General features: G+C 72.9%; 16 protein-coding genes. 9 read left to right on the forward strand and 7 right to left on the reverse strand.

Annotated elements, in window-relative coordinates:
• The first annotated feature begins 116 nt into the window (after nt 1-116).
• Entirely contained in the window at nt 117-1,157 is a 1,041-nt protein-coding gene (glpX, locus tag AB0J08_RS28105; RefSeq protein ID WP_352289981.1) for a class II fructose-bisphosphatase, read from the forward strand.
• A 224-nt stretch (nt 1,158-1,381) separates the two neighbouring features.
• On the opposite strand, the gene AB0J08_RS28110 is transcribed toward glpX, so the two are convergent.
• Both AB0J08_RS28110 and AB0J08_RS28115 read right to left on the reverse strand, forming a co-directional pair.
• A complete protein-coding gene (locus AB0J08_RS28110) occupies nt 1,382-1,723 on the reverse strand; it encodes a WhiB family transcriptional regulator (protein WP_360640247.1) in 342 nt (113 codons plus the stop codon).
• 309 nt (nt 1,724-2,032) lie between these two features.
• Nucleotides 2,033-2,773, reverse strand: a complete 741-nt coding sequence (locus AB0J08_RS28115) for a DUF1707 domain-containing protein (RefSeq protein ID WP_360640181.1) — start codon at nt 2,771-2,773, stop codon at nt 2,033-2,035.
• 156 nt (nt 2,774-2,929) lie between these two features.
• Here AB0J08_RS28115 and AB0J08_RS28120 point away from each other — a divergent pair, with 156 nt between their 5' ends.
• Nucleotides 2,930-4,597: a fumarate hydratase gene (locus tag AB0J08_RS28120; protein ID WP_360640184.1), complete on the forward strand. Its 1,668-nt coding sequence runs from the start codon at nt 2,930-2,932 to the stop codon at nt 4,595-4,597.
• Between the two features lie 109 nt (nt 4,598-4,706).
• Here the strand turns inward: AB0J08_RS28120 and AB0J08_RS28125 are convergent, their stop codons facing one another.
• Complete coding sequence (locus tag AB0J08_RS28125) at nt 4,707-5,465, reverse strand: GntR family transcriptional regulator (RefSeq protein ID WP_360640187.1); 759 nt, start codon at nt 5,463-5,465, stop codon at nt 4,707-4,709.
• Between the two features lie 203 nt (nt 5,466-5,668).
• Here AB0J08_RS28125 and AB0J08_RS28130 point away from each other — a divergent pair, with 203 nt between their 5' ends.
• Nucleotides 5,669-5,986, forward strand: a complete 318-nt coding sequence (locus AB0J08_RS28130) for a hypothetical protein (RefSeq protein ID WP_360640190.1) — start codon at nt 5,669-5,671, stop codon at nt 5,984-5,986.
• 120 nt (nt 5,987-6,106) lie between these two features.
• On the opposite strand, the gene AB0J08_RS28135 is transcribed toward AB0J08_RS28130, so the two are convergent.
• Entirely contained in the window at nt 6,107-6,379 is a 273-nt protein-coding gene (locus AB0J08_RS28135; RefSeq protein ID WP_360640193.1) for a hypothetical protein, read from the reverse strand.
• A gap of 195 nt (nt 6,380-6,574) precedes the next feature.
• Here AB0J08_RS28135 and AB0J08_RS28140 point away from each other — a divergent pair, with 195 nt between their 5' ends.
• The 3 genes from AB0J08_RS28140 (at nt 6,575) to AB0J08_RS28150 (ending at nt 12,939) form a co-directional block, all read left to right on the forward strand.
• Nucleotides 6,575-9,553: a BTAD domain-containing putative transcriptional regulator gene (locus AB0J08_RS28140; RefSeq protein WP_360640196.1), complete on the forward strand. Its 2,979-nt coding sequence runs from the start codon at nt 6,575-6,577 to the stop codon at nt 9,551-9,553.
• A 583-nt stretch (nt 9,554-10,136) separates the two neighbouring features.
• Nucleotides 10,137-10,904 carry a class I SAM-dependent methyltransferase gene (locus AB0J08_RS28145; RefSeq protein ID WP_360640199.1) on the forward strand — a complete coding sequence of 256 codons (768 nt, stop codon included), beginning with the start codon at nt 10,137-10,139 and terminating at the stop codon, nt 10,902-10,904.
• A gap of 79 nt (nt 10,905-10,983) precedes the next feature.
• Complete coding sequence (locus AB0J08_RS28150; RefSeq protein ID WP_360640202.1) at nt 10,984-12,939, forward strand: SpoIIE family protein phosphatase; 1,956 nt, start codon at nt 10,984-10,986, stop codon at nt 12,937-12,939.
• An 80-nt stretch (nt 12,940-13,019) separates the two neighbouring features.
• Here the strand turns inward: AB0J08_RS28150 and AB0J08_RS28155 are convergent, their stop codons facing one another.
• The gene (locus tag AB0J08_RS28155; RefSeq protein WP_360640205.1) at nt 13,020-15,263 is read right to left on the reverse strand and encodes an MMPL family transporter; all 2,244 of its coding nucleotides are present in this window, start codon (nt 15,261-15,263) and stop codon (nt 13,020-13,022) included.
• Nucleotides 15,264-15,418: 155 nt separating this feature from the next.
• Here AB0J08_RS28155 and AB0J08_RS28160 point away from each other — a divergent pair, with 155 nt between their 5' ends.
• Nucleotides 15,419-16,045, forward strand: coding sequence for a TetR family transcriptional regulator (locus AB0J08_RS28160; RefSeq protein WP_360640208.1), 627 nt, complete (start codon nt 15,419-15,421; stop codon nt 16,043-16,045).
• Between the two features lie 112 nt (nt 16,046-16,157).
• On the opposite strand, the gene AB0J08_RS28165 is transcribed toward AB0J08_RS28160, so the two are convergent.
• Entirely contained in the window at nt 16,158-17,108 is a 951-nt protein-coding gene (locus tag AB0J08_RS28165) for a LysR substrate-binding domain-containing protein (RefSeq protein ID WP_360640211.1), read from the reverse strand.
• Between the two features lie 186 nt (nt 17,109-17,294).
• Between AB0J08_RS28165 and AB0J08_RS28170 the strand changes: the two genes are divergently transcribed.
• Together AB0J08_RS28170 and AB0J08_RS28175 are read left to right on the forward strand one after the other, a co-directional pair.
• Nucleotides 17,295-17,846, forward strand: coding sequence for a peroxiredoxin (locus AB0J08_RS28170; RefSeq protein WP_360640214.1), 552 nt, complete (start codon nt 17,295-17,297; stop codon nt 17,844-17,846).
• Between the two features lie 5 nt (nt 17,847-17,851).
• Nucleotides 17,852-18,394 carry an alkyl hydroperoxide reductase gene (locus AB0J08_RS28175; RefSeq protein ID WP_360640217.1) on the forward strand — a complete coding sequence of 181 codons (543 nt, stop codon included), beginning with the start codon at nt 17,852-17,854 and terminating at the stop codon, nt 18,392-18,394.
• A gap of 107 nt (nt 18,395-18,501) precedes the next feature.
• On the opposite strand, the gene AB0J08_RS28180 is transcribed toward AB0J08_RS28175, so the two are convergent.
• Nucleotides 18,502-19,971, reverse strand: a complete 1,470-nt coding sequence (locus AB0J08_RS28180; RefSeq protein WP_360640220.1) for an AI-2E family transporter — start codon at nt 19,969-19,971, stop codon at nt 18,502-18,504.
• Between the last annotated feature and the right edge of the window lie 141 nt (nt 19,972-20,112).

A 20,112-nucleotide genomic window follows, 5' to 3' on the forward strand; every position in this document is an offset into this window, starting at 1 on the left:
CCCGCGCCACAGACAGTCATCTCGTGGGCAGATACGATCGCAGGACCCTCACCACGGCGTTCGACCTGGCAGTAGTCGGGCGCTTACTGGCCGTCGCGTACAGAGAGGTAACGACGATGACCACGCAGTACCCGCACAATCTCCCCAGCGCCCTTGAGGTCGCGCCCGAGGCTCCGGACCGGAACCTCGCGCTCGAACTCGTCCGGGTCACCGAGGCCGCCGCGATGGCGGCCGGCCGCTGGGTCGGCCGTGGCGACAAGAACGGCGCCGACGGCGCCGCGGTCAAGGCCATGCGCACCCTCGTCTCCACCGTCTCCATGAACGGTGTCGTCGTCATCGGCGAGGGCGAGAAGGACGAAGCGCCGATGCTCTACAACGGCGAGCGGGTCGGCGACGGCACCGGCGCCGAGTGCGACGTCGCGGTGGACCCGGTCGACGGGACCACCCTCACCGCCAAGGGCATGAACAACGCCGTGGCCGTGCTGGCGGTGGCCGACCGGGGCACCATGTTCGACCCGAGCGCCGTGTTCTACATGGACAAGCTCGTGGCCGGCCCGGAGGCCGCCGAGTTCGTCGACATCACCGCCCCGGCGGCCGTCAACATCCGCCGGGTCGCCAAGGCCAAGGGCAGCGCCGTCGAGGACGTCACCGTGGTCATCCTCGACCGGCCGCGGCACGAGGGCCTGGTCCAGGAGATCCGCGAGGCCGGCGCCCGGATCAAGTTCATCTCCGACGGCGACGTGGCCGGCGCCATCATGGCGGCCCGCGAGGGCACCGGCGTCGACCTGCTGATGGGCATCGGCGGCACCCCCGAGGGCATCATCGCGGCCTGCGCCATGAAGTGCATGGGCGGCGTGATCCAGGGCCGGCTGTGGCCCAAGGACGAGGCCGAGCGCCAGAAGGCCCTCGACGCGGGCCACGACCTGGACCGGGTGCTCACCACCGACGACCTGGTCAGCGGCGAGAACGTGTTCTTCGTCGCCACCGGGATCACCGACGGCGAGCTGCTGCGCGGTGTGCACTACCGTCAGGAGACCGCCACCACCAGCTCGCTGGTGATGCGCTCCAAGAGCGGCACGATCCGGGAGATCCACTCCACCCACAAGCTGTCCAAGCTGCGGGCGTACAGCGCGATCGACTTCGACCGGGCCAACTGAGCCGACCCGGCCGTCGCGTTCCACCGCCCCGCGGCTTCGGCGAAATCCCCCTTCGCCGAAGCCGCGGGGCGTTCGCGTACCGCGGGGCGTTCGCGGATGGCGAGCCGTTCGCCCGCCGTGCGTCGCGGGGCCGCCGACGGGCCCCGCTCGGCCCGCGCCCGGGCCCTGCTCAGGCCCTTCTCAGGCCCTTCTCAGGCCCCGCTCAGGCGCTGCTCAGGCCCTGCTCAGCCGGCGATCCGGCTGCGGGCCGCCGGAATCCGGGCGGCCTCGTGGAGATCCGTCTCCCGGCGCCGCCGGCGGGCCAGCACCACCCGGCGCTCGGCAGCCGTCAGCCCGCCCCACACCCCGTACGGCTCCGGCTGCGCCAGCGCGTGCTCCCGGCACTCCAGCAGCACCGGGCAGCGCGCACAGACCTGCTTCGCCTGTTCCTCGCGCGAGAGCCGGGCCGCCGTCGGCTCCTTGGAGGGGGCGAAGAACAGCCCCACCTCGTCCCGCCGGCAGGCCGCGCCGGTGTGCCAGGGGTTGTCGTCGCCCTGCGACTGGGCGGCCGGCGGGCGCTCCAGCACCTGGGCGGCGGCGACGGGCGAAGTGGTGCGGGACTCGATCGGATGCAGCACGGCCGTACTCCTGACGAGGCTCTCGGACACGGGGAAGCTCGCTCCCCTTCCCGGCTGCGAGCCCCCGCTCTTCACCCCCCGAGCCGGCCTCAGGCCGCCTCCGGTGCGCAGCCGTGCAAGAAGCGATGTGCGAGAGGAACTACCCCGCCGCGCCGCGATTCATGCACACTGCACGCAATCGACTACAGCCTGCACTCGCCGCAACGCCGAGTGCCCGGGCGGGAGTTACCCCCACCCGGGCACTCGTCCCCGGCGGCCCTAGTCGGCGCCGAGCTGCTTGCGCACCCATTCCTTGAGCTTCTTGCCCTTGCGCGGCTTGGCCTCGCAGCCCCCGAACACCGCGACTCCCTTGACCCGGACGACCGGCGCGTACGGGTCGGCGGCGGTCTGCTCCTTGACGTCGAAGCCGCCGAAGATGCCGACCCCGCTGCCGTGCAGGCTGACGTTCTCCGGCACCTTGATCTCGACGCCGCCGAACATGGCGATCACCTCGATCTCCACCTCGGGTGACTCGAAGACGGCGTCGGTCAGGTCGATCTCGACCCCGCCGAACGCCGCGACCGCCCGCAGGTGCGAGCCGACCCGCCAGCGGCCCCGACGGGACGCCCCGCCGAAGATCGCCACCATGGTCGGCGCCTCCTGACGGGCCGGCAGCCGCACCGGGCCGGACGGCCGGTGGTGGTCCTGGGCGCCCAGCGGGGCCTTCTCGAAGGAGATCGACCGGTGCGCGGGGAGGTCGCGGGTGAGCGGTACGAGGTCGCCGAGCGTCTTGGCCCCGTACGCGGCCTCGATCCGCTCGGCGTGCTCGTCCACGTTCAGCCGGCCCTCGGCGTAGGCGTCGCGCAGCAGCTCCGCGACCCGCTCGCGGTCGGCGTCCGAGGCCCGCATCTCGGCCTCCGCGACCGGGGCCCGGTCGGTCCGGACGGGAGCCTCGGCCCCCGGCTTGGTCATGGGTACGGGCGACTGCCCCTGGTCGTCCTGCGACGGCGAGTTGTCCACGGGCCAAGCCTAGTCAACCGGGCAAGCCCCGTACGCGTGTCCGAGTGACCCCGGTCACGCAGGCTGACCTGTCCGCGTGCGACGTTTCGGCGGGACCTACCCTTGAGGGTGCTTCGCCGACGCAGCCGGATCACTGGAACACTAAGGACCGCCCCCATGGCTCCCACGCCGGATTTCGAGTACAGCGACCTGCTCCCCCTGGGCGCTGACCCGACCCCGTACCGCAAGCTGACCTCCGAGGGTGTCTCCACCTTCGAGGCCGGCGGTCGCACCTTCCTCCAGGTCGAGCCCGAGGCCCTGCGGCTGCTCACCGCCGAGGCGATGCACGACATCTCGCACTACCTGCGCCCCGCCCACCTCGCCCAGCTGCGACGCATCCTGGACGACCCGGAGGCCAGCCCCAACGACCGCTTCGTCGCGCTGGACCTGCTGAAGAACGTCAACATCTCGGCCGGCGGCATCCTGCCGATGTGCCAGGACACCGGTACCGCGATCGTCATGGGCAAGCGCGGCCAGTCGGTGCTGACCCGGGGCGGCGACGAGAGCGCGATCGCGCGGGGCGTCTACGACGCGTACACCAAGCTCAACCTGCGCTACTCCCAGATGGCCCCGGTGACCATGTGGGACGAGAAGAACACCGGCAACAACCTGCCGGCCCAGATCGAGCTGTACGCGACCGACGGCGACGCCTACAAGTTCCTCTTCATGGCCAAGGGCGGCGGCTCGGCCAACAAGTCGTACCTGTACCAGGAGACCAAGGCGATCCTGAACGAGGCCAGCATGCTCTCGTTCCTGGAGCAGAAGATCCGCTCGCTCGGCACCGCCGCCTGCCCGCCGTACCACCTGGCCATCGTGATCGGCGGCACCAGCGCCGAGTTCGCGCTGAAGACCGCCAAGTACGCCTCCGCGCACTACCTGGACAACCTGCCGACCGAGGGCAACGCCCGTACCGGCCACGGGTTCCGCGACCTGGACCTGGAGGCCAAGGTCACCGAGCTCACCCAGAAGATCGGCATCGGCGCGCAGTTCGGCGGCAAGTACTTCTGCCACGACGTGCGCGTCGTCCGCCTGCCGCGCCACGGCGCCTCGCTGCCGGTCGCGATGGCCGTCTCCTGCTCGGCCGACCGCCAGGCGCTGGGCAAGATCACCGCCGAGGGCGTCTTCCTGGAGCAGCTGGAGACCGACCCGGCGAAGTACCTGCCGGACACCACCGACGATCACCTCGACGACGATGTGGTGCGCATCGACCTCGACCAGCCGATGTCCGCGATCCGCAGCGAGCTGTCCAAGTACCCGGTCAAGACCCGGCTTTCGCTCACCGGCACGCTGGTGGTCGCGCGCGACATCGCGCACGCCAAGATCAAGGAGCGCCTGGACGCCGGCGAGGGCATGCCCAAGTACCTCCAGGACCACCCGGTCTACTACGCCGGCCCGGCCAAGACCCCCGAGGGCTTCGCCTCCGGCTCCTTCGGCCCCACCACGGCCGGCCGGATGGACTCCTACGTCGACCAGTTCCAGGCGGCCGGCGGCTCGATGGTCATGCTCGCCAAGGGCAACCGCAGCAAGCAGGTCACCGACGCGTGCGCCGCGCACGGCGGCTTCTACCTCGGCTCCATCGGCGGCCCGGCCGCCCGCCTGGCCCAGGACTGCATCAAGAAGGTCGAGGTGCTGGAGTACGCCGAGCTGGGCATGGAGGCCGTCTGGCGCATCGAGGTCGAGGACTTCCCGGCCTTCATCGTGGTGGACGACAAGGGCAACGACTTCTTCCGCGAGACCACCGAGGGCCCGCTGATCACCAGCCTGCGGGTGCGCTCCAAGGAGTAGTCCGCACCGGCTCCGCCACACACCGCACCGCACCGCCACGCACCGCACCGGCCGCGAACTCCGCGACCGGGGCGGTGCGCCTCGGGCACCCCGGCGGGCGCTCAGGCGCTCAGGCGTCGAAGTCGTACTCCAGCACGTAGGACGCCGCGTCGAGCGTCATCTCGTTGAGCTCGACGACCTGCCCCTCGTCGGCGAAGGCGGTGCGGCAGATCAGGATGACCGGGGTGCCCGCCGACAGCTCCAGCCGGGCGCCCTCGTCCGCGCTGGGCATCCGCGACCGGACCTCCTCCCGGAAGTGCACCGGCTTGGCGCCGATCTCGGCGAGGCGCGCGTAGGTGCCGCCCGGCCCGGTGTCCTCACGGGTGATCGCCGTCCCGGCGACCAGGCCGGCCGGCAGGTAGGACGTGGACAGCAGCACCGGCTTGCCGTCCAGCACGAACCGTCTGTGCCGCACGCACATCGGTGCCCCCGGGTCGACCCCGAGCACCCGTGCCACGTGCTCGGGCGCCCCCTGCTCGGTGACCGACACCTGGTCCACGACCAGCGTCCGGTTGTCGATGTCCGCCGACCATATCGACCGCCCCGACCCCCACTGACCCTGGGCGAGCCGCTGGATCCCGCGCCGCCGCAGCGGCCGGAAGTCCCGGACGAAGACGCCCGCGCCCTTGCGCGCCTCGGCGATGCCCTCGCTCTGCAGGACGCCGAGCGCCTGGCGGGCGGTCATCCGGGCCACGCCGTAGGCGTCCATGAGGTCGTTCTCGCCGGGCAACCGGTCGCCTGCGCGGTACTCGCCCGTGTCGATGGCCGCCTTGAGCGTGTCGGCGATCCGCTGGTACTTGGGCTGTTTCCCGCCGCTGCTGCCGACCATCGCCTGCTCCCTCGTCCTCGCCAGAATCGTAGGCGCACCCGCGGCCGCCGGTAAGCCGATATGACCGGTCAGGCCGTTGACATCTCTAGAGATATTAGCTTCTCTAGAGATGCCGGGTAGTCGCCGAGCAGAACACAGGCACCGACAGCGACCCGGGCCGGCGCATCCACCGCCGCGTCCGCAGCAGAGCAAGGAGCACTGCGGTGAGCACCCGTAAGCGCAATGCCGCGGCCTACCGGCCGCGTGTGGGTGAGCTCGTCCTCGACACCAGGACCGGACGCACCGGCATCTACATGGACACCCTCGGCGGAGAGCACTACCTGCGGCCCCCGGGCGGCGGCCGGGAATGGACCGCCCCGCCCGACCGCGTCGGCCCGGCGCCGGAGCCGTCCCCCGAGGAGCCGGGGTCCGACCCCGGCCCCGATCCCGACCGCCCCGCGCTGGAGAACCGGGCCCGACTGCGCGCCCGGCTCGCGGCCCGTAACCGGGATTCGCGCCTCAACGAGAGCCGGGTCGCCTGACGGGCCGCCCGCCGGCCCCGGCGCGAGCCGCCCCGGCGCGAGCGGCCGGAGCGCCGGGGAGAACGACGAGCGCCCCGCACCCCACGGAGTGTGGAGTACGGGGCACCGGCCACCAATCGGCTACGGGCGGCTGGCGATGACGCCCTGGGGCTCGTACGGCCCGTCGTGCCCGGTCTTCGGCGCGGCCGGCTCGACGATCCGGTCGGCCTCGCCCCCGAACAGGTCGTCCTCCAGGTCCGCCTTCCGGTCGGTGGTCGGCTCGGCGTACTCGGCCTGGTCCGGGGACGCGGCCACCGCGCCCTCGACGGCCTTGCCCGCCTCCGCAGCGGCCTCCGTGGTCGGCGCGGGGGTGTCGCGCTGGTCGTTGGCCATGAACGGCCGCCTTTCGGTCATCAAATGTCTTCTCGCCCCACCGGCTTGGTGCGGGCACGTCGTCAGTATCGTAGGACTGATTAAATGTCCGATAAACATCGTGCGGCTTGCCGGTTCGTCCGGCAGAGTCGGCCCTCCGCCTAAGCTGAAGCCACCACACGGCGGACCGCCGAGCGCCCTTCACGGAATCGACAGCACAGGCCATCGGGGGATTTCATGGAGTTTCGGGAGACGCCGCCCGCACCGGCGCTGCGCTTCCAGGTACTCGGTCCCGTACAGGCCTGGCTCGACGGCGGGCCGGTGCCCCTGGGCTCGCCGCAGCAACAAGCCGTCCTCACCGCACTGCTTCTGCACGCCGGCCGGCCCGTCACCACCCAGGATCTCGTCGACGGGCTGTGGGGTGATCGGTCACCGGCACAGGCTATTGCCGCATTGCGGACATATATCTCCCGTCTTCGCGCCGTCATCGAGCCGAAGCGCGAAATTCGCCGCCCCGCCGAACTACTCGTATCGGTCAGTGACGGCTACGCGCTGCGTATTCCGCCCGAAGCCCTGGACGTCACGGTCTTCGAGAGCCGGGCGTCCGAGGCCACCGCGGCCCGCGCGACCGGGGACCTGCACGAGGCGCACCGTCTCCTGGTGGACGCGCTCGACCTCTGGAGCGGCCGGGCGCTCACCGGCGTTCCGGGCCCGTACGCGGAGGCGCAGCGGCTGCGACTGGCCGAACGGCACGTCACGGTCTCCGAGGAGCGGTGTGCGGTGGCCCTCGACATCGGCCTGCACGCCGACATGGTCGGCGAGTTGAGTTCGCTCACCGCCGAGCACCCGCTCCGCGAGCGGCTGCGCGAGCTGCTGATGCTCGCGCTCTACCGGTGCGGCCGCCAGGCGGAGGCGCTCGGCGTCTACACGGACACCCGGAAACTGCTGATCGACGAACTCGGCGTCGAGCCAGGCGCCGGGCTCTCCGCCATGCACTCCCGCATCCTCGCCGCCGACCCGGCCCTCACCCTCCCCGCCGTCGCCTCGATCAGCGCCGCCACCAGGGAGGACGCGCCGCTGCCGGTGACCCCGCCGGCCCAGCTGCCCGCCGACGTCTCGGACTTCAGCGGTCGCACCGAGCTGGTCTCCGACCTCTCCGCCGTCCTGATGAACGCCACCGGCCAGGCCGTGGTCGTCACCTCGCTGGCGGGCATCGGCGGCGTCGGGAAGACCACCCTCGCCGTCCACGTGGCGCATCGGGTGCGCGCCGAGTTCCCGGACGGGCAGCTGTACGTCGACCTCCGGGGCGCAGGCGCCTCGCCCGCCGACCCGGCCGTGGTGCTCGGTGACTTCCTGCACGCGCTCGGCGTCACCGAGACCCCCGACTCGCTGGACCAGCGCGCGGCGCTCTACCGCTCGCTGCTCGCCAGCCGGCGGATGCTGATCCTGCTGGACAACGCGCAGGACGCCCAGCAGATCCAGCCGCTCATCCCCGGAGTGTCCGGCTGCTCGGTGCTCGCCACCAGCAGGTCCCGGCTCGCCGGGATCCCCGGCGCCCACCTGGTCGATGTCGAGGAGCTGACGCCCCAGGAGGCGCTCACGCTCTTCTCGGCCATCGTCGGCGAGCAGCGCGTGGCGGCCGAACCCGAGGCGGCCATGGCCGTCGTCACCGCCTGCGGCTTCCTGCCCCTCGCCGTCCGGATCGCCGCCGCCCGGCTGGCCAGCCGGCCGCGCTGGAGCGTCTCCGACCTCGCTCGGCGGTTAGCCGATCAACGACGCAGGCTGGACGAACTCCAACTCGGCAACCTGGCCGTGGAGACCACCATCGGGCTGGGTTATGCACAGCTCTCCGCCCCCGAGGCGCGGGCCTTTCGGCTGCTCTCCCTGATCGACTCCCCGGACCTCCCGCTCACGTCCGTGACGGCCCTGCTGGGCGTCGACGAGAACACCGCCGAGGACCTCGCCGAGGCGCTCGTCGAGGCGAACATGCTGGAGTGCTTCGCTCCCGGCCGCTACCGGTACCACGACCTCCTGCGGCTCTACGCTCAGCGCAGGAACGAGCGGATCGGCGACATCGAGGAGCAGCACGCCGCGGTGCGCCGCCTGCTCGACCTGATGCTGCCGACCGTTCGCAACGCCGCCCAGGCGATCGAGCCGGACGACCAGCTGCCGGAGCCGCTCAACGGCCTGAGTTCCCCCGGTCTGAACCTGTCGGACGGCGAATCGGCCCGGGAGTGGCTCCGCAGCGAGATCGCGCTGCTGCTCAGCCTGGTCGAGGCGGCCGTGCGCGGGCCCGGCGAACTGCTGCGCCCCGGCGTCGACCTGCTGATCGTCCTGGACAGCCTGGTCGAGGACCCGACCCACGGGCCGCGGGTGCGGCGGATGCTGGAGATCGCCGACCGCAACTCCGAGTCGTACCAGGACTCCGCGGTACTGGCCCGGGTGCACTTCGCCCGGGGCACCCTGCAGTCGGTCACCAACGACTTCCAGAGCGCCGAGCGTTCGCTGCTGAAGAGCCTGAGCCTGCAGGACAGCGACGACATGACCATCCTGCGGTCGATGGCCACCAACACCCTGGGCATCATCCTCAGCGTCGCCGACCGCTCCGCCGAGGCACTGCCCTTCTTCGAGCAGGCCCTCGCCATCAGTCGGGTGGTGGGCGCCCCCATCGGGGAGGCCCGACTGCTGGGCAACATCGCCCGGGCGCAGCTCGACGTGGGGGACGCGCGGTCCGCCGTCCGCTCCGCCACCGACGCCGTGGCCAGCGCCCGGGCCTCGAAGAACGGCCCCTGCCTGGCCGACACGCTGTACCAGCTGGGCGTCGTGCTCTCCTCCGGCGGCGCGCCCGGCACCGCCGTCGCGCACCTCCACGAGGCACACGGGCTCTACCGGTCCCAGCGGAACCGCCTCCGCGAGGGGTACACCCTGGCCCGCCTCGGGGTGAGCCTGCTCGCCGCCGGCCAGCACGCCGACGCGGCCGAGGCGGCCGAGGAGTCGCTGGCGATCGGGCAGGAGATGGACTCCGCCTACTGCCAGGGCCTGGCCAACGCCGCGCTGGGCGAGGCGCTGCTCGGCCTCGCGCAGCCCGCGCGCGGGCTGGCCTGTCTGCGTGAAGCCCACGCGATCTTCATGCGGCTCGGTGTGCCGGAGGCCTCCCCCGTGGCGGACCTCATCTCCCAGCAGCACACCGAGCCCTTCCCTCCCCCCGCGCCGTAGGCCCCGCACTCCCCCGTGCTTCCCCCGTGGAGGCCTTCCCCCGTGCGTTCGGTGCTCCCGCAGCCCCCCGGCTGCGGGAGCACCCTCAACGCTTCCCCGGCGCTGGACTCCACTGTGCACCGGGCCGATTGACGTTCGATAAACGTCGGCTTGTCAGCTCGCGGGCGGGCGGAACCGCAGGTCACGGGCGTGCTCCGAGGCGCCGTGCGGCGTGCGGCCACCCACCGCACCACCCCGCCCCGCACCCTCGTGCTTCCGCAAGCCGGGCCACAGCACCCCAACCGTCACGAGTTGGCCGGAAAGGGACCCCACGGCGTAGTGATCACGCATATTCTCAGATGCCAGTACACACACGAGTGCACTTGTCCGGCGGGGCATCCGGAAACCGGAAACGGCAGCGCGGCGGCGCTCCCACAGTGCAGAGTGTCTCTGTGCAAAGTGTCAGCGTGCAGTCAGTGTGACGCGGGGAGCGTGACGTACCGCCACCGGCAGCGGGCCGGCGGGGCAACGCGGGCGCCGGGAGGACGGCGGACCGGCCTCGTCCGGTCGACCGGAGGCCCGGGTGGAAAGGTGCCTCTCAATCGTGACGACCGGACAGATATCCGACCCGTTCCCCCTCGACGAGGATGCGGACGGCGACGACGGGCCCGACGTCCTGCGCCGTCGTGCCGAGCGGGCCCTGCAGGCCGTCGCCTTCGACAGCATCGGCGCCGGCTACGGCGAGGCCTTCCCCGCCAAGGGCGGCCAGCTCGCCTGCGGCCGCCGACTGCTCGCCCGGCTCGAACCGGGTGCCGCCGTGCTGGACGTCGGCTGCGGCACCGGCGACCCGACCGTCCGGCAGCTGACCGCCGCCGGCATGCGCGTCACCGGTACAGACCTTTCGGACGTCATGCTCGGCCTGGCCCGCGAGGCGGCGCCCAGCGGGCCGTTCGCCCCCGCCTTCCACCGCATCGACATGTACGACCTGGCCACCGAGCGCGCCGACCGGGCCTGGAACGTCCCCGCCCTGGGGCCGCGGGGCCACGGCGGGTTCGCCGCCGTCACCGCCTTCTTCTCCCTCATCCTCCTCCCCCAGGAGGAGATCCCCACCGTGCTGACACGGCTGCGCGCACTCCTGCGGCCCGGCGGGCTGCTGGCGCTCGGTATGGTCGAGGCGGACCTGGATCACGTTCCGCTGCCGTTCCTCGGGCGGGAGCTGCGGATCAGCGGGTATCTGCGGGAGGATCTGGAACGGGTCCTGGTGGAGTCCGGGTTCGCCGTCGAGGAACAGTCGGGGCACCCGTACGCGCCGGCCAACACCTCGCTGCCGCCGGAGGAGCAGCTGTTCCTGTGCTGTCGACGCGTCGGCTGACCGTTCGCCACCCCCTCCGACAGACCGTCCAGCAGACCAGAAGAGCCACCACTCCCCACCGATCCCAGGACAGGCAGCCGTGCGCGACCAGCTCAAACCCGAGGCCGGACAGGCGCCTGCCCTCCCGGGCCGGCGCCGCCCGCCGCCGGCCCCGCAGGCCGGCGACGAGCCGCCCGGCGACGAGCAGCCCGGCCCCCGGCCGAGCCCGGTCGAGCGGCTCGGCACCGCGCAGGTGACCGTCGGGCAGAGCACCGTCGCGCCGGGCGCCGCCGGGCGGACCGCCACCGGACAGGTCGCCGAACGGCTCGCCTACCTCGACTCCGCCACCCGGCGGATCAACAGCGCCCTCGACCTGGCCGCGACGCTGCGCAACATCTGCCGGGTCCTCGTACCGACCCTCGCCGACGCCGCCGTCGTGCACCTGCGCGACCCGCTGCCCAACGTCGAGCGCGAGCCCGGCTTCCCCGACGAACTGCGGATCCACCACAGCCTCGGCACCCGGCTCGGCCGCCGCGGTCGGCCGACCACCGGCTCCGACCACCGCGGCTCCCGCTACGGCACCCGGTACGGCTCGCGCTCGACCGCCGACACCGGGCCCGCCACCCCGGTCACCCGGGGCGGGGCGCTCGCGCACACCCTGCTCAGCCGCCGCCCCGCCGAGGCCGCCGTCCTCGGCGGGGCCGCCACGCCCGCGGCCGGCAACGACCGGACCACCGAGCTGCTGCGCGAGCTGTACGGCGCGCGCGGGCTGGCCCGACTGGCTCCGGGCTCCTCGGTGCTCGCCCTGCCGCTGCGCGGGCGCAAGGCCGTCCTGGGCCTGCTGGTGCTGATCCGCCGGCCGCCCGAGAAGACCGGCCGCCCCAGCTTCGACGCCACCGACACCGCCACCGCCGCCCACCTCGCCACCCAGGCCGGACTCGCCGTCGACACCGCCCTGCGGTACGCCCGCGAGTGGGAGATAGCCAACGAGCTGCAGCGCAGCATGCTGCCGCTGCGGCTGCCCCAGCCGCACGGTGTCCGGCTCGCCCAGCGCTACCTGCCCGGCGAGCGCGGCGCGCAGGTCGGCGGGGACTGGTACGACGCCGTGCCGCTGCCCGGCAACCGGGTGGCGCTGATCGTCGGCGACGTGATGGGCCACTCGCTGACCTCGGCCGCCATCATGGGCCAACTGCGCACCAGCGCCCAGACCCTGGCCGCCCTCGACCTGCCCCCGCACGAGGTGCTCTACCACCTGGACGAACAGGCCCAGCGACTCGGCCGCGAACAGCACCTGGCCACCTGCGTGTACGCGGTCTACGACCCGATCGCCAACCGGGTGGTGCTCGCCAACGCGGGACACGTTCCGCCGGTACTCGTCCAGCCGGACGGCACGGCCGAGCTGCTGGAGCTGGACTCGGGCGCACCGATCGGCGTCGGCGGGGTCGACTTCAACTCCGTGGAGCTGCCCGCCCCGCCCGGCTCCGCCCTGCTGCTCTTCACCGACGGCCTGGTGGAGACCCGCAACCGCCCGCTCAGCGACGGCCTGGAGCTGCTCCGCGCCCGGCTGGCCGCCACCCAGCGGCACACCCCCGAGCAGCTCTGCCAGGAGGCGCTGCGGATCCTGCCGCCGGGCGACCGCGGCGACGACATCGCCCTGCTGGCCGCCTGCTTCGACGGCATCCCGGCCGGGGACGTCGCGCACTGGTACCTCCAGCCGCGCAACGAGACGCCCGGCCGGGCCCGCCGGCTGGCCGCCCACACGCTGCGCCGCTGGGGGCTCGAAGAGCTCAGCGAGGCAACCGAGTTGATGGTCAGCGAGCTGGTCACCAACGCCGTCCAGCACGCCACCCGGCCGGTCACCCTGAGCCTGGTCCGCACCTCACGGCTGCGCTGCGAGGTCGGCGACGACAGCCCGCTGCTGCCCCGCCCGCGGCGCACCGGGCCGGAGGACGAACGCGGGCGCGGGCTGCAGATAGTGGCCAGGTGCGCCGAGCGCTGGGGTGCCACCCGGCTCGGCACCGGCAAGGTGGTCTGGTTCGAGCAGCGGCTGCCGTAGGGCTCCCCGGACCCCGGACCCCGGACCGCGGACCCGAGGGGCGCCCGGCCGAGGGCCGGGCACCCGCTCGGCAGGCCTGATCAGACCCGCTCCGGCTCCTTCGCCGGCTCGGCGCCGCCCACCGCCGGGGTCCGCGCCCGGCCTCCGTCCGCGCCCTCGCGCTCGGACCGCTCCGCGTCCAGCCGGGCCATCAGCTGCTCGCCCTCCATGTCGACCCGGGGCACCACCTTCTCCAGGCGCTTCGGGAACCACCAGGCCGCCTTGCCGAACAGCGCCATCGCGGCCGGCACCAACGCCATCCGCACCACGAAGGCGTCGACCAGCACACCCACCGCCAACGCGAAGCCGATCGGCTGGACGATCGGGTCGTGGCCGAAGACGAAGCTGCCGAAGACCGCGACCATGATCAGTGCGGCCGCCGTGACCACCCGGGCACCGTTCTTCACCCCGGCGACCACCGCGTCCCGCGGCGCCATGCCGTGCACGTGGTGCTCCTTCATCCCGGAGACCAGGAACAGCTCGTAGTCCATCGCCAGCCCGAACAGCACCGCGATCAGCAGGATCGGCACGAAGCTCACCACCGGGCCCACCCTGGGCACGTCGATCAGCCCGTCCAGCCAGCCCCACTGGTAGACGGCGACCACCGCGCCGAGCGAGGCCGTGATGCTGAGCAGGAAGCCGGCCACCGCCTTGAGCGGCACCAGGATCGAGCGGAAGGCCAGGCCCAGCAGCACCAGTGCGATGCCGCCGATCACCGCCACGAAGGGCGGCAGCGCGTCGCCGAGCTTGGCGGAGACGTCGATGTTGGCGGCCGTGGTGCCGGTGACGTCGATCCGCGCGCCGGTCGAGGCCCGCAGCCCCGCGCGCTGGTCGCGGATCTCCTCGACCAGCTTCCTGGTGTCGGCGTGGTCCGGGCCGGTGGTCGGGATGACGGTCAGCAGAGCCGTGCCGCTCGGCCCGTCGAGGGTCGGCGGCAGCAGCGTCCGCACCCCGTCCAGGGTGCCCAGCCGCTCGGCCACGCCCTGCACGGCCCGCTCCGGCTGCGGCGTGCCTCCGGCGTCGACGACGACCACCAGCGGCGCGTTGAAACCGGGGCCGAAGCTCTCACCGATCCGGTCGTACGCGGTGCGGGCGTCGGTGCCGGCGGCCTGCGAGCCGCCGGACGGCAGGCCGAGGCTGAGGCTCGCGGCCGGTACCGCGAGCGCGGCCAGCGCGGCGAGCCCGGCGAACAGCACGGCCAGCGGGCGGCGCACCACGAACGTCGCCCAGCGCTCGCCCAGGGTCGTCCGGTCCGGGGCCTTCAGCGCCCGCCGCCAGACCGGCAGCCGGTCGATGGCGCGGCCGGCGAAGCCGAGCAGCGCGGGCAGCAGGGTGATCGCGACGAGCACCGCCACCACCACGGCGCCGGAGGCGGACAGACCCATCACGGTCAGGAACGGCACGCCCGCGACGGCGAGCCCGGCGAGCGCGACCACCACGGTCAGACCGGCGAAGACCACCGCGCTGCCGGCCGTGGCGTTGGCCCGGGCGGCCGCCTCCGCCGGCTCCAGGCCCTCGGCGAGGTGCCGGCGGTGCCGGGAGAGGATGAACAGGGCGTAGTCGATGCCGACCGCGAGGCCGACCATCAGGGCCAGCACCGGCGCGGTGGTGATGATCTCGAACGAGCCGGAGAGGGCCAGCAGGGCGGCCATCGCCACACCGACGCCGAGCAGGGCGGTCAGCAGCGGCAGCCCGGCGGCGACCAGCGAGCCCAGGGTGATCACCAGGACCGCCCCGGCCACCATCAGGCCGACCGCCTCACCGCCGTCGACCTGTGCCATCCGGTTGTACGCGTCGCCCCCGAAGGCGACCGTCAACCCGGTGGCGCCGACCGGACCGGCGGCCGCCCGCACCGCGTCGCGCTGCTGATCGGTGACGTCCGCGAGCGGGCGGTCGAAGGAGACCAGGGCCAGCGCGACCCTGCCGTCCGGGGAGATCGCACCGGTGGCGTACGGGTCGGGCACGGCCGCGACACCGGGGACGGCGGCGATCCGGCCGACCGCCCCCGTGACGGCCCCGGCCGCCTCCGCGGTGGTGATGCCGCCGGACTCCGGGGCGGTGAAGACCACCTGTGCCGAGCCGTAGCCCTGCTCCGGGAAGGTGCCCTTGATCCGGTCGAGGGTGGTCTGCGCCTCGGTGCCGGGCACCTTGAACTCGTCGCTGGTCTTGCCCGCGAAGGCACCGGCGGCGCCACCGACCGCGATCAGTACGGCGATCCAGACGGCGAGGACGGCGCGCCTTCGACGGAAGCAGAAGCGGCCCAGACGGTACAGGTACGTGGCCATGAGTGAACCCTCGATCACGTCGGTCGGCGGGCAGGTGCCCGAACAGGTCGGACCCCACCGTACGGCCAACTTTGTCACCTGACAAAGTTGGGCGACATAATCCACCGACAGATTCGTCCGACCGAGTTACTTGACCGTGGCGCTACCCTGGCCCAATGGCACACGTCCCCGCCTCCGAAAGACGCCCGCAACTGGTCCGGGCCGCCATCGACCTGATGACCCGCGAGGGCGTCGCCGCCGGCAGCACCCGGGCGATCGCGGCCGAGCTCGGCGTGGCACAGGCGACGGTGCACTACACCTTCGGCACCAAGAAGGACCTCTACCGCGCCGTGGTCGAGCAGCTGACGGACGACTTCGTCGGCCAGGTGCGCGACGCCGCACCGGGCGACGGGCCCTTCGGCGAGCAGATCCGGGCCATGGTGCACGCACTCTGGGCCGGCGCCACCGGCGAGGAAGGGCGCTGCGTCCTGCTCGACGAGTTCGCGGCACTGGCGCTGCGCGACCCCGATCTGCAGGAGATCATGCGCGCGCTGCAGCACGAGATCGAGAGCACCGCCGCACAGATGCTCGAAGCGCTCGCCGACGCCCACGGGCTGGAGCTGGCACTGCCCGCGCGCGACATCGCCACGCACTTCCTGACCGGCTTCGAGGGGCTGACCGGCCGCTACCTGGTGCTGCGCCGCACCGGCGAACAGCCGGACGCCGAGGCGCTGCGGGCCCTGGACCTGCTGGTCGCCACCACGATCGGGCTCTGCCTGGGCTCGGCGGCGCCGATCGGCTGACCCGGGGCCGCGAACTCCGCGAACGCCGTCCGCGCTGTCCGGCCGACCGCCGGCCAGCGCCCGCCGACCGGCCGACCGGCCGGGTACGGGACCGCCCCGGCGCCCGGCCGGGCTACTCGACGATCCGGACCGGCAGCTCCGCCAGCACCTCGCGCAGCGAGGCCGCGAAGCGGTCGTACTCGGCACTGCGGGCCGAGCCCGGCCGGGTGGCGAGCCCGATCCGGCGCCCCGGCGGCGGGGCGGCGAAGCGGACGGCGGCCAGCCGGTCGGTGCGGCCCGCCTCGACGTCCAGCGCGGTGGCCGGCAGCAGGGTGACGCCGAGGCCGCCGGCCACCAGTTGGACCAGGGTGGAGAGCCCGGCCGCCCGGGTGGTGGAACCGCCGGGGTCGGCGCCGACCTCGCGGCAGATGTCCAGGGCCTGGTCGCGCAGGCAGTGGCCCTCCTCCAGCAGCAGCACCTCCAGGTCGAGCAGCACGTCACGCGACACGTCGATCCGCCCGGCGAGCGCGTGGCCGGGCGGGGTGACCAGCACGAAGTCCTCGTCGAACAGCGGGATGTCCCGGGTGGGCGAGGCCCCGCCGGCCGGGAGCGCGAGCAGCAGGACGTCCAGCCGGCCGGCGGCCAGCCCCTCCAGCAGCGAGGGCGTGCGCTCCTCGTGGACGTGCAGCTCCAGCTCCGGATAGCGGCCACGGACCAGTCGCAGCACGGTGGGCAGCAGATAGGGGGCGACGGTCGGGATGACGCCGAGGTGCAACGGGCCGGTGAACGGGCGGCGGGCGGCCTCGACCTCCTCGGTCAGCGACTGCAACGAGGCGAGCACCCGGCGCGAGTGTTCGAGCACGCGCTCCCCCAATGGAGTGACGATCACCTTGCGTGTCGTACGCTCGACCAGCTGCGCGCCCAGCGACTCCTCCAGCGCCGCGACCGCCCCGGACAGGGCCGGCTGGCTGGTCCCGGTGGCGGCCGCCGCCTCCCGGAAGTGCCGGTGCTCGGCCACCGCGACGAAGGCCTTGAGCTGCGCGACCGTTGGCGTACGGAGGCTCCGTGGTGTGGCGCTTCCCACAACGGCTTCGGGTTTGCGCGCGGCACCCTTGCGGGGCCTGGGCCGGGAGGGTGGCGTGGGGGTATTGATAACTCTCTCCGATCAGACACATCGAGTGTAGCTATTTCCCTGATCAGTCCACGATGTGGAATCGTGGAAGCCGTTCCGCAATCCGGACAAACCCCTCTCACTTCAGGAGAAGCGAACGTGCTCACGATCGGTGACAAGTTCCCCGAGTTCGAACTCAACGCCTGCGTCGACCTGGACGCCGCGAACGCCTTCGCCGAGATCAACCACAAGTCCTACGAGGGCAAGTGGAAGATCGTCTTCTTCTGGCCGATGGACTTCACCTTCGTCTGCCCGACCGAGATCGCCGCCTTCGGCAAGCTGAACGAGGAGTTCGCGGACCGCGACGCCCAGATCCTCGGCGTCTCCGGCGACTCCGAGTTCGTGCACCACGCCTGGCGCAAGGACCACAAGGACCTCCGCGACCTGCCCTTCCCGATGCTGGCCGACGTCAAGCACGACCTGATGCGCGCCTGCGGCGTCGAGGGCGCGGACGGCACCGCCCAGCGCGCGGTCTTCATCGTCGACCCGAACAACGAGATCCAGTTCGTCATGGTGACCGCCGGCTCCGTCGGCCGTAACCCCAAGGAGGTCCTGCGGGTGCTGGACGCCCTGCAGACCGACGAGCTGTGCCCGTGCAACTGGACCAAGGGCGAGGACACCCTCGACGCCCAGGCCCTGCTGGCGGGCTGACCGACATGGCTCTCGACGACCTGAAGTCCGCCCTCCCGGACTACGCCAAGGACCTCAAGCTCAACCTGAGCGCGGTCATCGGCAACTCCGACCTCCCCGCCCAGCAGCTCTGGGGCACCGTGCTCTCCTGCGCGATGGCCACCCGCAGCCTCGCCGTGCTGCGCGAGCTGGAGCCCGAGGCCAAGGCCAACCTCTCCCCGGAGGCGTACAACGCCGCCAAGGGCGCGGCCGCGATCATGGGGATGAACAACGTCTACTACCGGACCACGCACCTGCTCTCCGACAAGGAGTACAGCAGCATGCGGGCCGGTCTGCGGATGAACATCATCGGCACTCCGGGCGTCGAGAAGATCGACTTCGAGCTCTGGTGCTTCGCGGTCTCCGCCATCAACGGCTGCGGCCAGTGCCTTGACTCCCACGAGGGCGTGCTGAGCAAGGCCGGTGTCGCGCGCGAGGTCATCCAGGCCTCCGTGAAGATCGCCGCCGTGCTGCAGGCCGTGGCCGGCGTCCTCGACTCCGAGGCCGCCCTGGCCACCGTGAACGCCTGACCCCACGCCACACCACGCGGGCCCCCGCCGGACTTCCGTCCGGCGGGGGCCCGCGTGCGTTCCGGCGGCCCGCTCCGCGTACGTCGCGGCGGTGCGGGCCCGCCGCCCTACTCGGCCGCGACCGGCGCGCCCGCACCGCCCGGCGCCGCGGCGCCGGCGGCCGCGGCGGACGCGGCGGACGCCGTCCGGGCGACGGCCGCCTCCCGCGCGGCCTCCAGCGCGGTGAAGACGGCCTGCCCGGCCTCGTTGCGGCGGCGCAGGTGGGCGACCACGGTGTTGGTGACCGCGATCAGCGGGACGGCGACGATGGCACCGCCGATGCCGCCGATGATGGAGCCGGCGGCCACGCCGAGCACCACACCGAGCGGGTGCACCCGGACGGCCCGGCCGAGGATCAGCGGCTGGAGGATGTGGCCTTCGAGCTGCTGGACGGCGATCAGCACCACCAGCACCATCAGCGCGGTCCACGGGGAGGTGGTGACGAGCGCGATCAGCACCGCGACCGTCCCGGTGACCAGCGCGCCGACCAGCGGGACGAAGGCACCCAGGAAGATGATCACCGCCAGTGGCAGCGCCATCGGCACACCGAGCAGCTGGATCCCGATGCCGATGCAGACGGCGTCGATGAACGCCACGCAGACGGTGCCGCGGACGTACGCGGTGAGGGTGGCCCAGGCCTTCGGTCCGGCGCCGGCCATCGCGTAGCGGGAGTGCCGGGGCAGACCGCGCAGCGCCCAGCTCCAGATCCGCGCACCGTCGTAGAGGAGGAAGAAGGTGGTGAAGAACGCGAGCAGGACGGCAGTCAGCACCTCGACGGCGATCTGCGCGCCGGTGAGGCCGACCGAGGTGAGCTGATCGGTGTTGGTGCTGATCGCCTTGGTGATCTGGTCGGCGAAGTCCTTGATCTGCTGCTCGGTCAGGTGCAGCGGGCCGGTGATCAGCCAGTCCCGAAGGGTCGCGACACCGTCCTGGACCTTGCTGGTCACGTCGGACAGATTGGTGGTGACCTGCCAGACCACGAACCAGCCGACCAGTCCGATCCCGGCCAGGCCGCTCATGAACACCCCGCCGGCGGCCAGCGAGCGCGGTACGCCGTGCCGGCGCAGCCAGGAGACCGTGGGCTCCAGCAGCGCGGAGATCAGCAGCGAGGCCAGCACCGCGAAGGCCACCAGCCGCAGCATGTCGACGACCATGAAGACCACGTAGAGCGCGGCGCCGAGCAGCAGCAGCCGCCAGGTCGACTCGGCGGCCACCCGCAGACCCCAGGGCACCGCCTCGGCCGGGGTGGCGGGCCGTCCGGGGTGGAGTTCACGCCCGAAGGCGCCGTGCGTGGGCACCGGCGGCGGAGCCGGGGTGTGCGCCACCGCGGCGGTCTCCTCGCGCGGCGCCGGCACCGGGGCCGCCGCGACCGCGGCCGGGGGCAGCGCCCGGTCCGGTGACGGCACCACCTCGGCCGGGGGTTCGTGGTACTCGGCCGCGATCGCGGCCCGCCGGCGCCGCTCGATCACGGCGGCCGCGCTCGCCACCACGGCCATGCCCTTGGCCACGGCCTTGAAGGCCTTCCCGCCCCGCGCCATCCTCGCTACCACCGCTCCCCCGCTGGGCCGCCGTGCCGGCGGTACGCCGTGGGTCCCGCCACGGCCGTCAGGATGAAACTACCCGGCCGACCCGGCGCGAGTCCGGCGGGCGGGTCGGTTGGCGGGGTTCGACGGCGGTCC

Source organism: Kitasatospora sp. NPDC050463, assembly GCF_040655255.1.
Lineage (GTDB): Bacteria > Actinomycetota > Actinomycetes > Streptomycetales > Streptomycetaceae > Kitasatospora.

Coding starts and splice junctions, on each gene's coding strand:
- glpX (WP_352289981.1), top strand. CDS start 117: ATGACCACGCAGTACCCGCACAATCTCCCCAGCGCCCTTGAGGTCGCG.
- AB0J08_RS28120 (WP_360640184.1), top strand. CDS start 2,930: ATGGCTCCCACGCCGGATTTCGAGTACAGCGACCTGCTCCCCCTGGGC.
- AB0J08_RS28125 (WP_360640187.1), bottom strand. CDS start 5,465: ATGGTCGGCAGCAGCGGCGGGAAACAGCCCAAGTACCAGCGGATCGCC.
- AB0J08_RS28135 (WP_360640193.1), bottom strand. CDS start 6,379: ATGACCGAAAGGCGGCCGTTCATGGCCAACGACCAGCGCGACACCCCC.
- AB0J08_RS28140 (WP_360640196.1), top strand. CDS start 6,575: ATGGAGTTTCGGGAGACGCCGCCCGCACCGGCGCTGCGCTTCCAGGTA.
- AB0J08_RS28155 (WP_360640205.1), bottom strand. CDS start 15,263: ATGGCCACGTACCTGTACCGTCTGGGCCGCTTCTGCTTCCGTCGAAGG.
- AB0J08_RS28160 (WP_360640208.1), top strand. CDS start 15,419: ATGGCACACGTCCCCGCCTCCGAAAGACGCCCGCAACTGGTCCGGGCC.
- AB0J08_RS28175 (WP_360640217.1), top strand. CDS start 17,852: ATGGCTCTCGACGACCTGAAGTCCGCCCTCCCGGACTACGCCAAGGAC.
- AB0J08_RS28180 (WP_360640220.1), bottom strand. CDS start 19,971: ATGGCGCGGGGCGGGAAGGCCTTCAAGGCCGTGGCCAAGGGCATGGCC.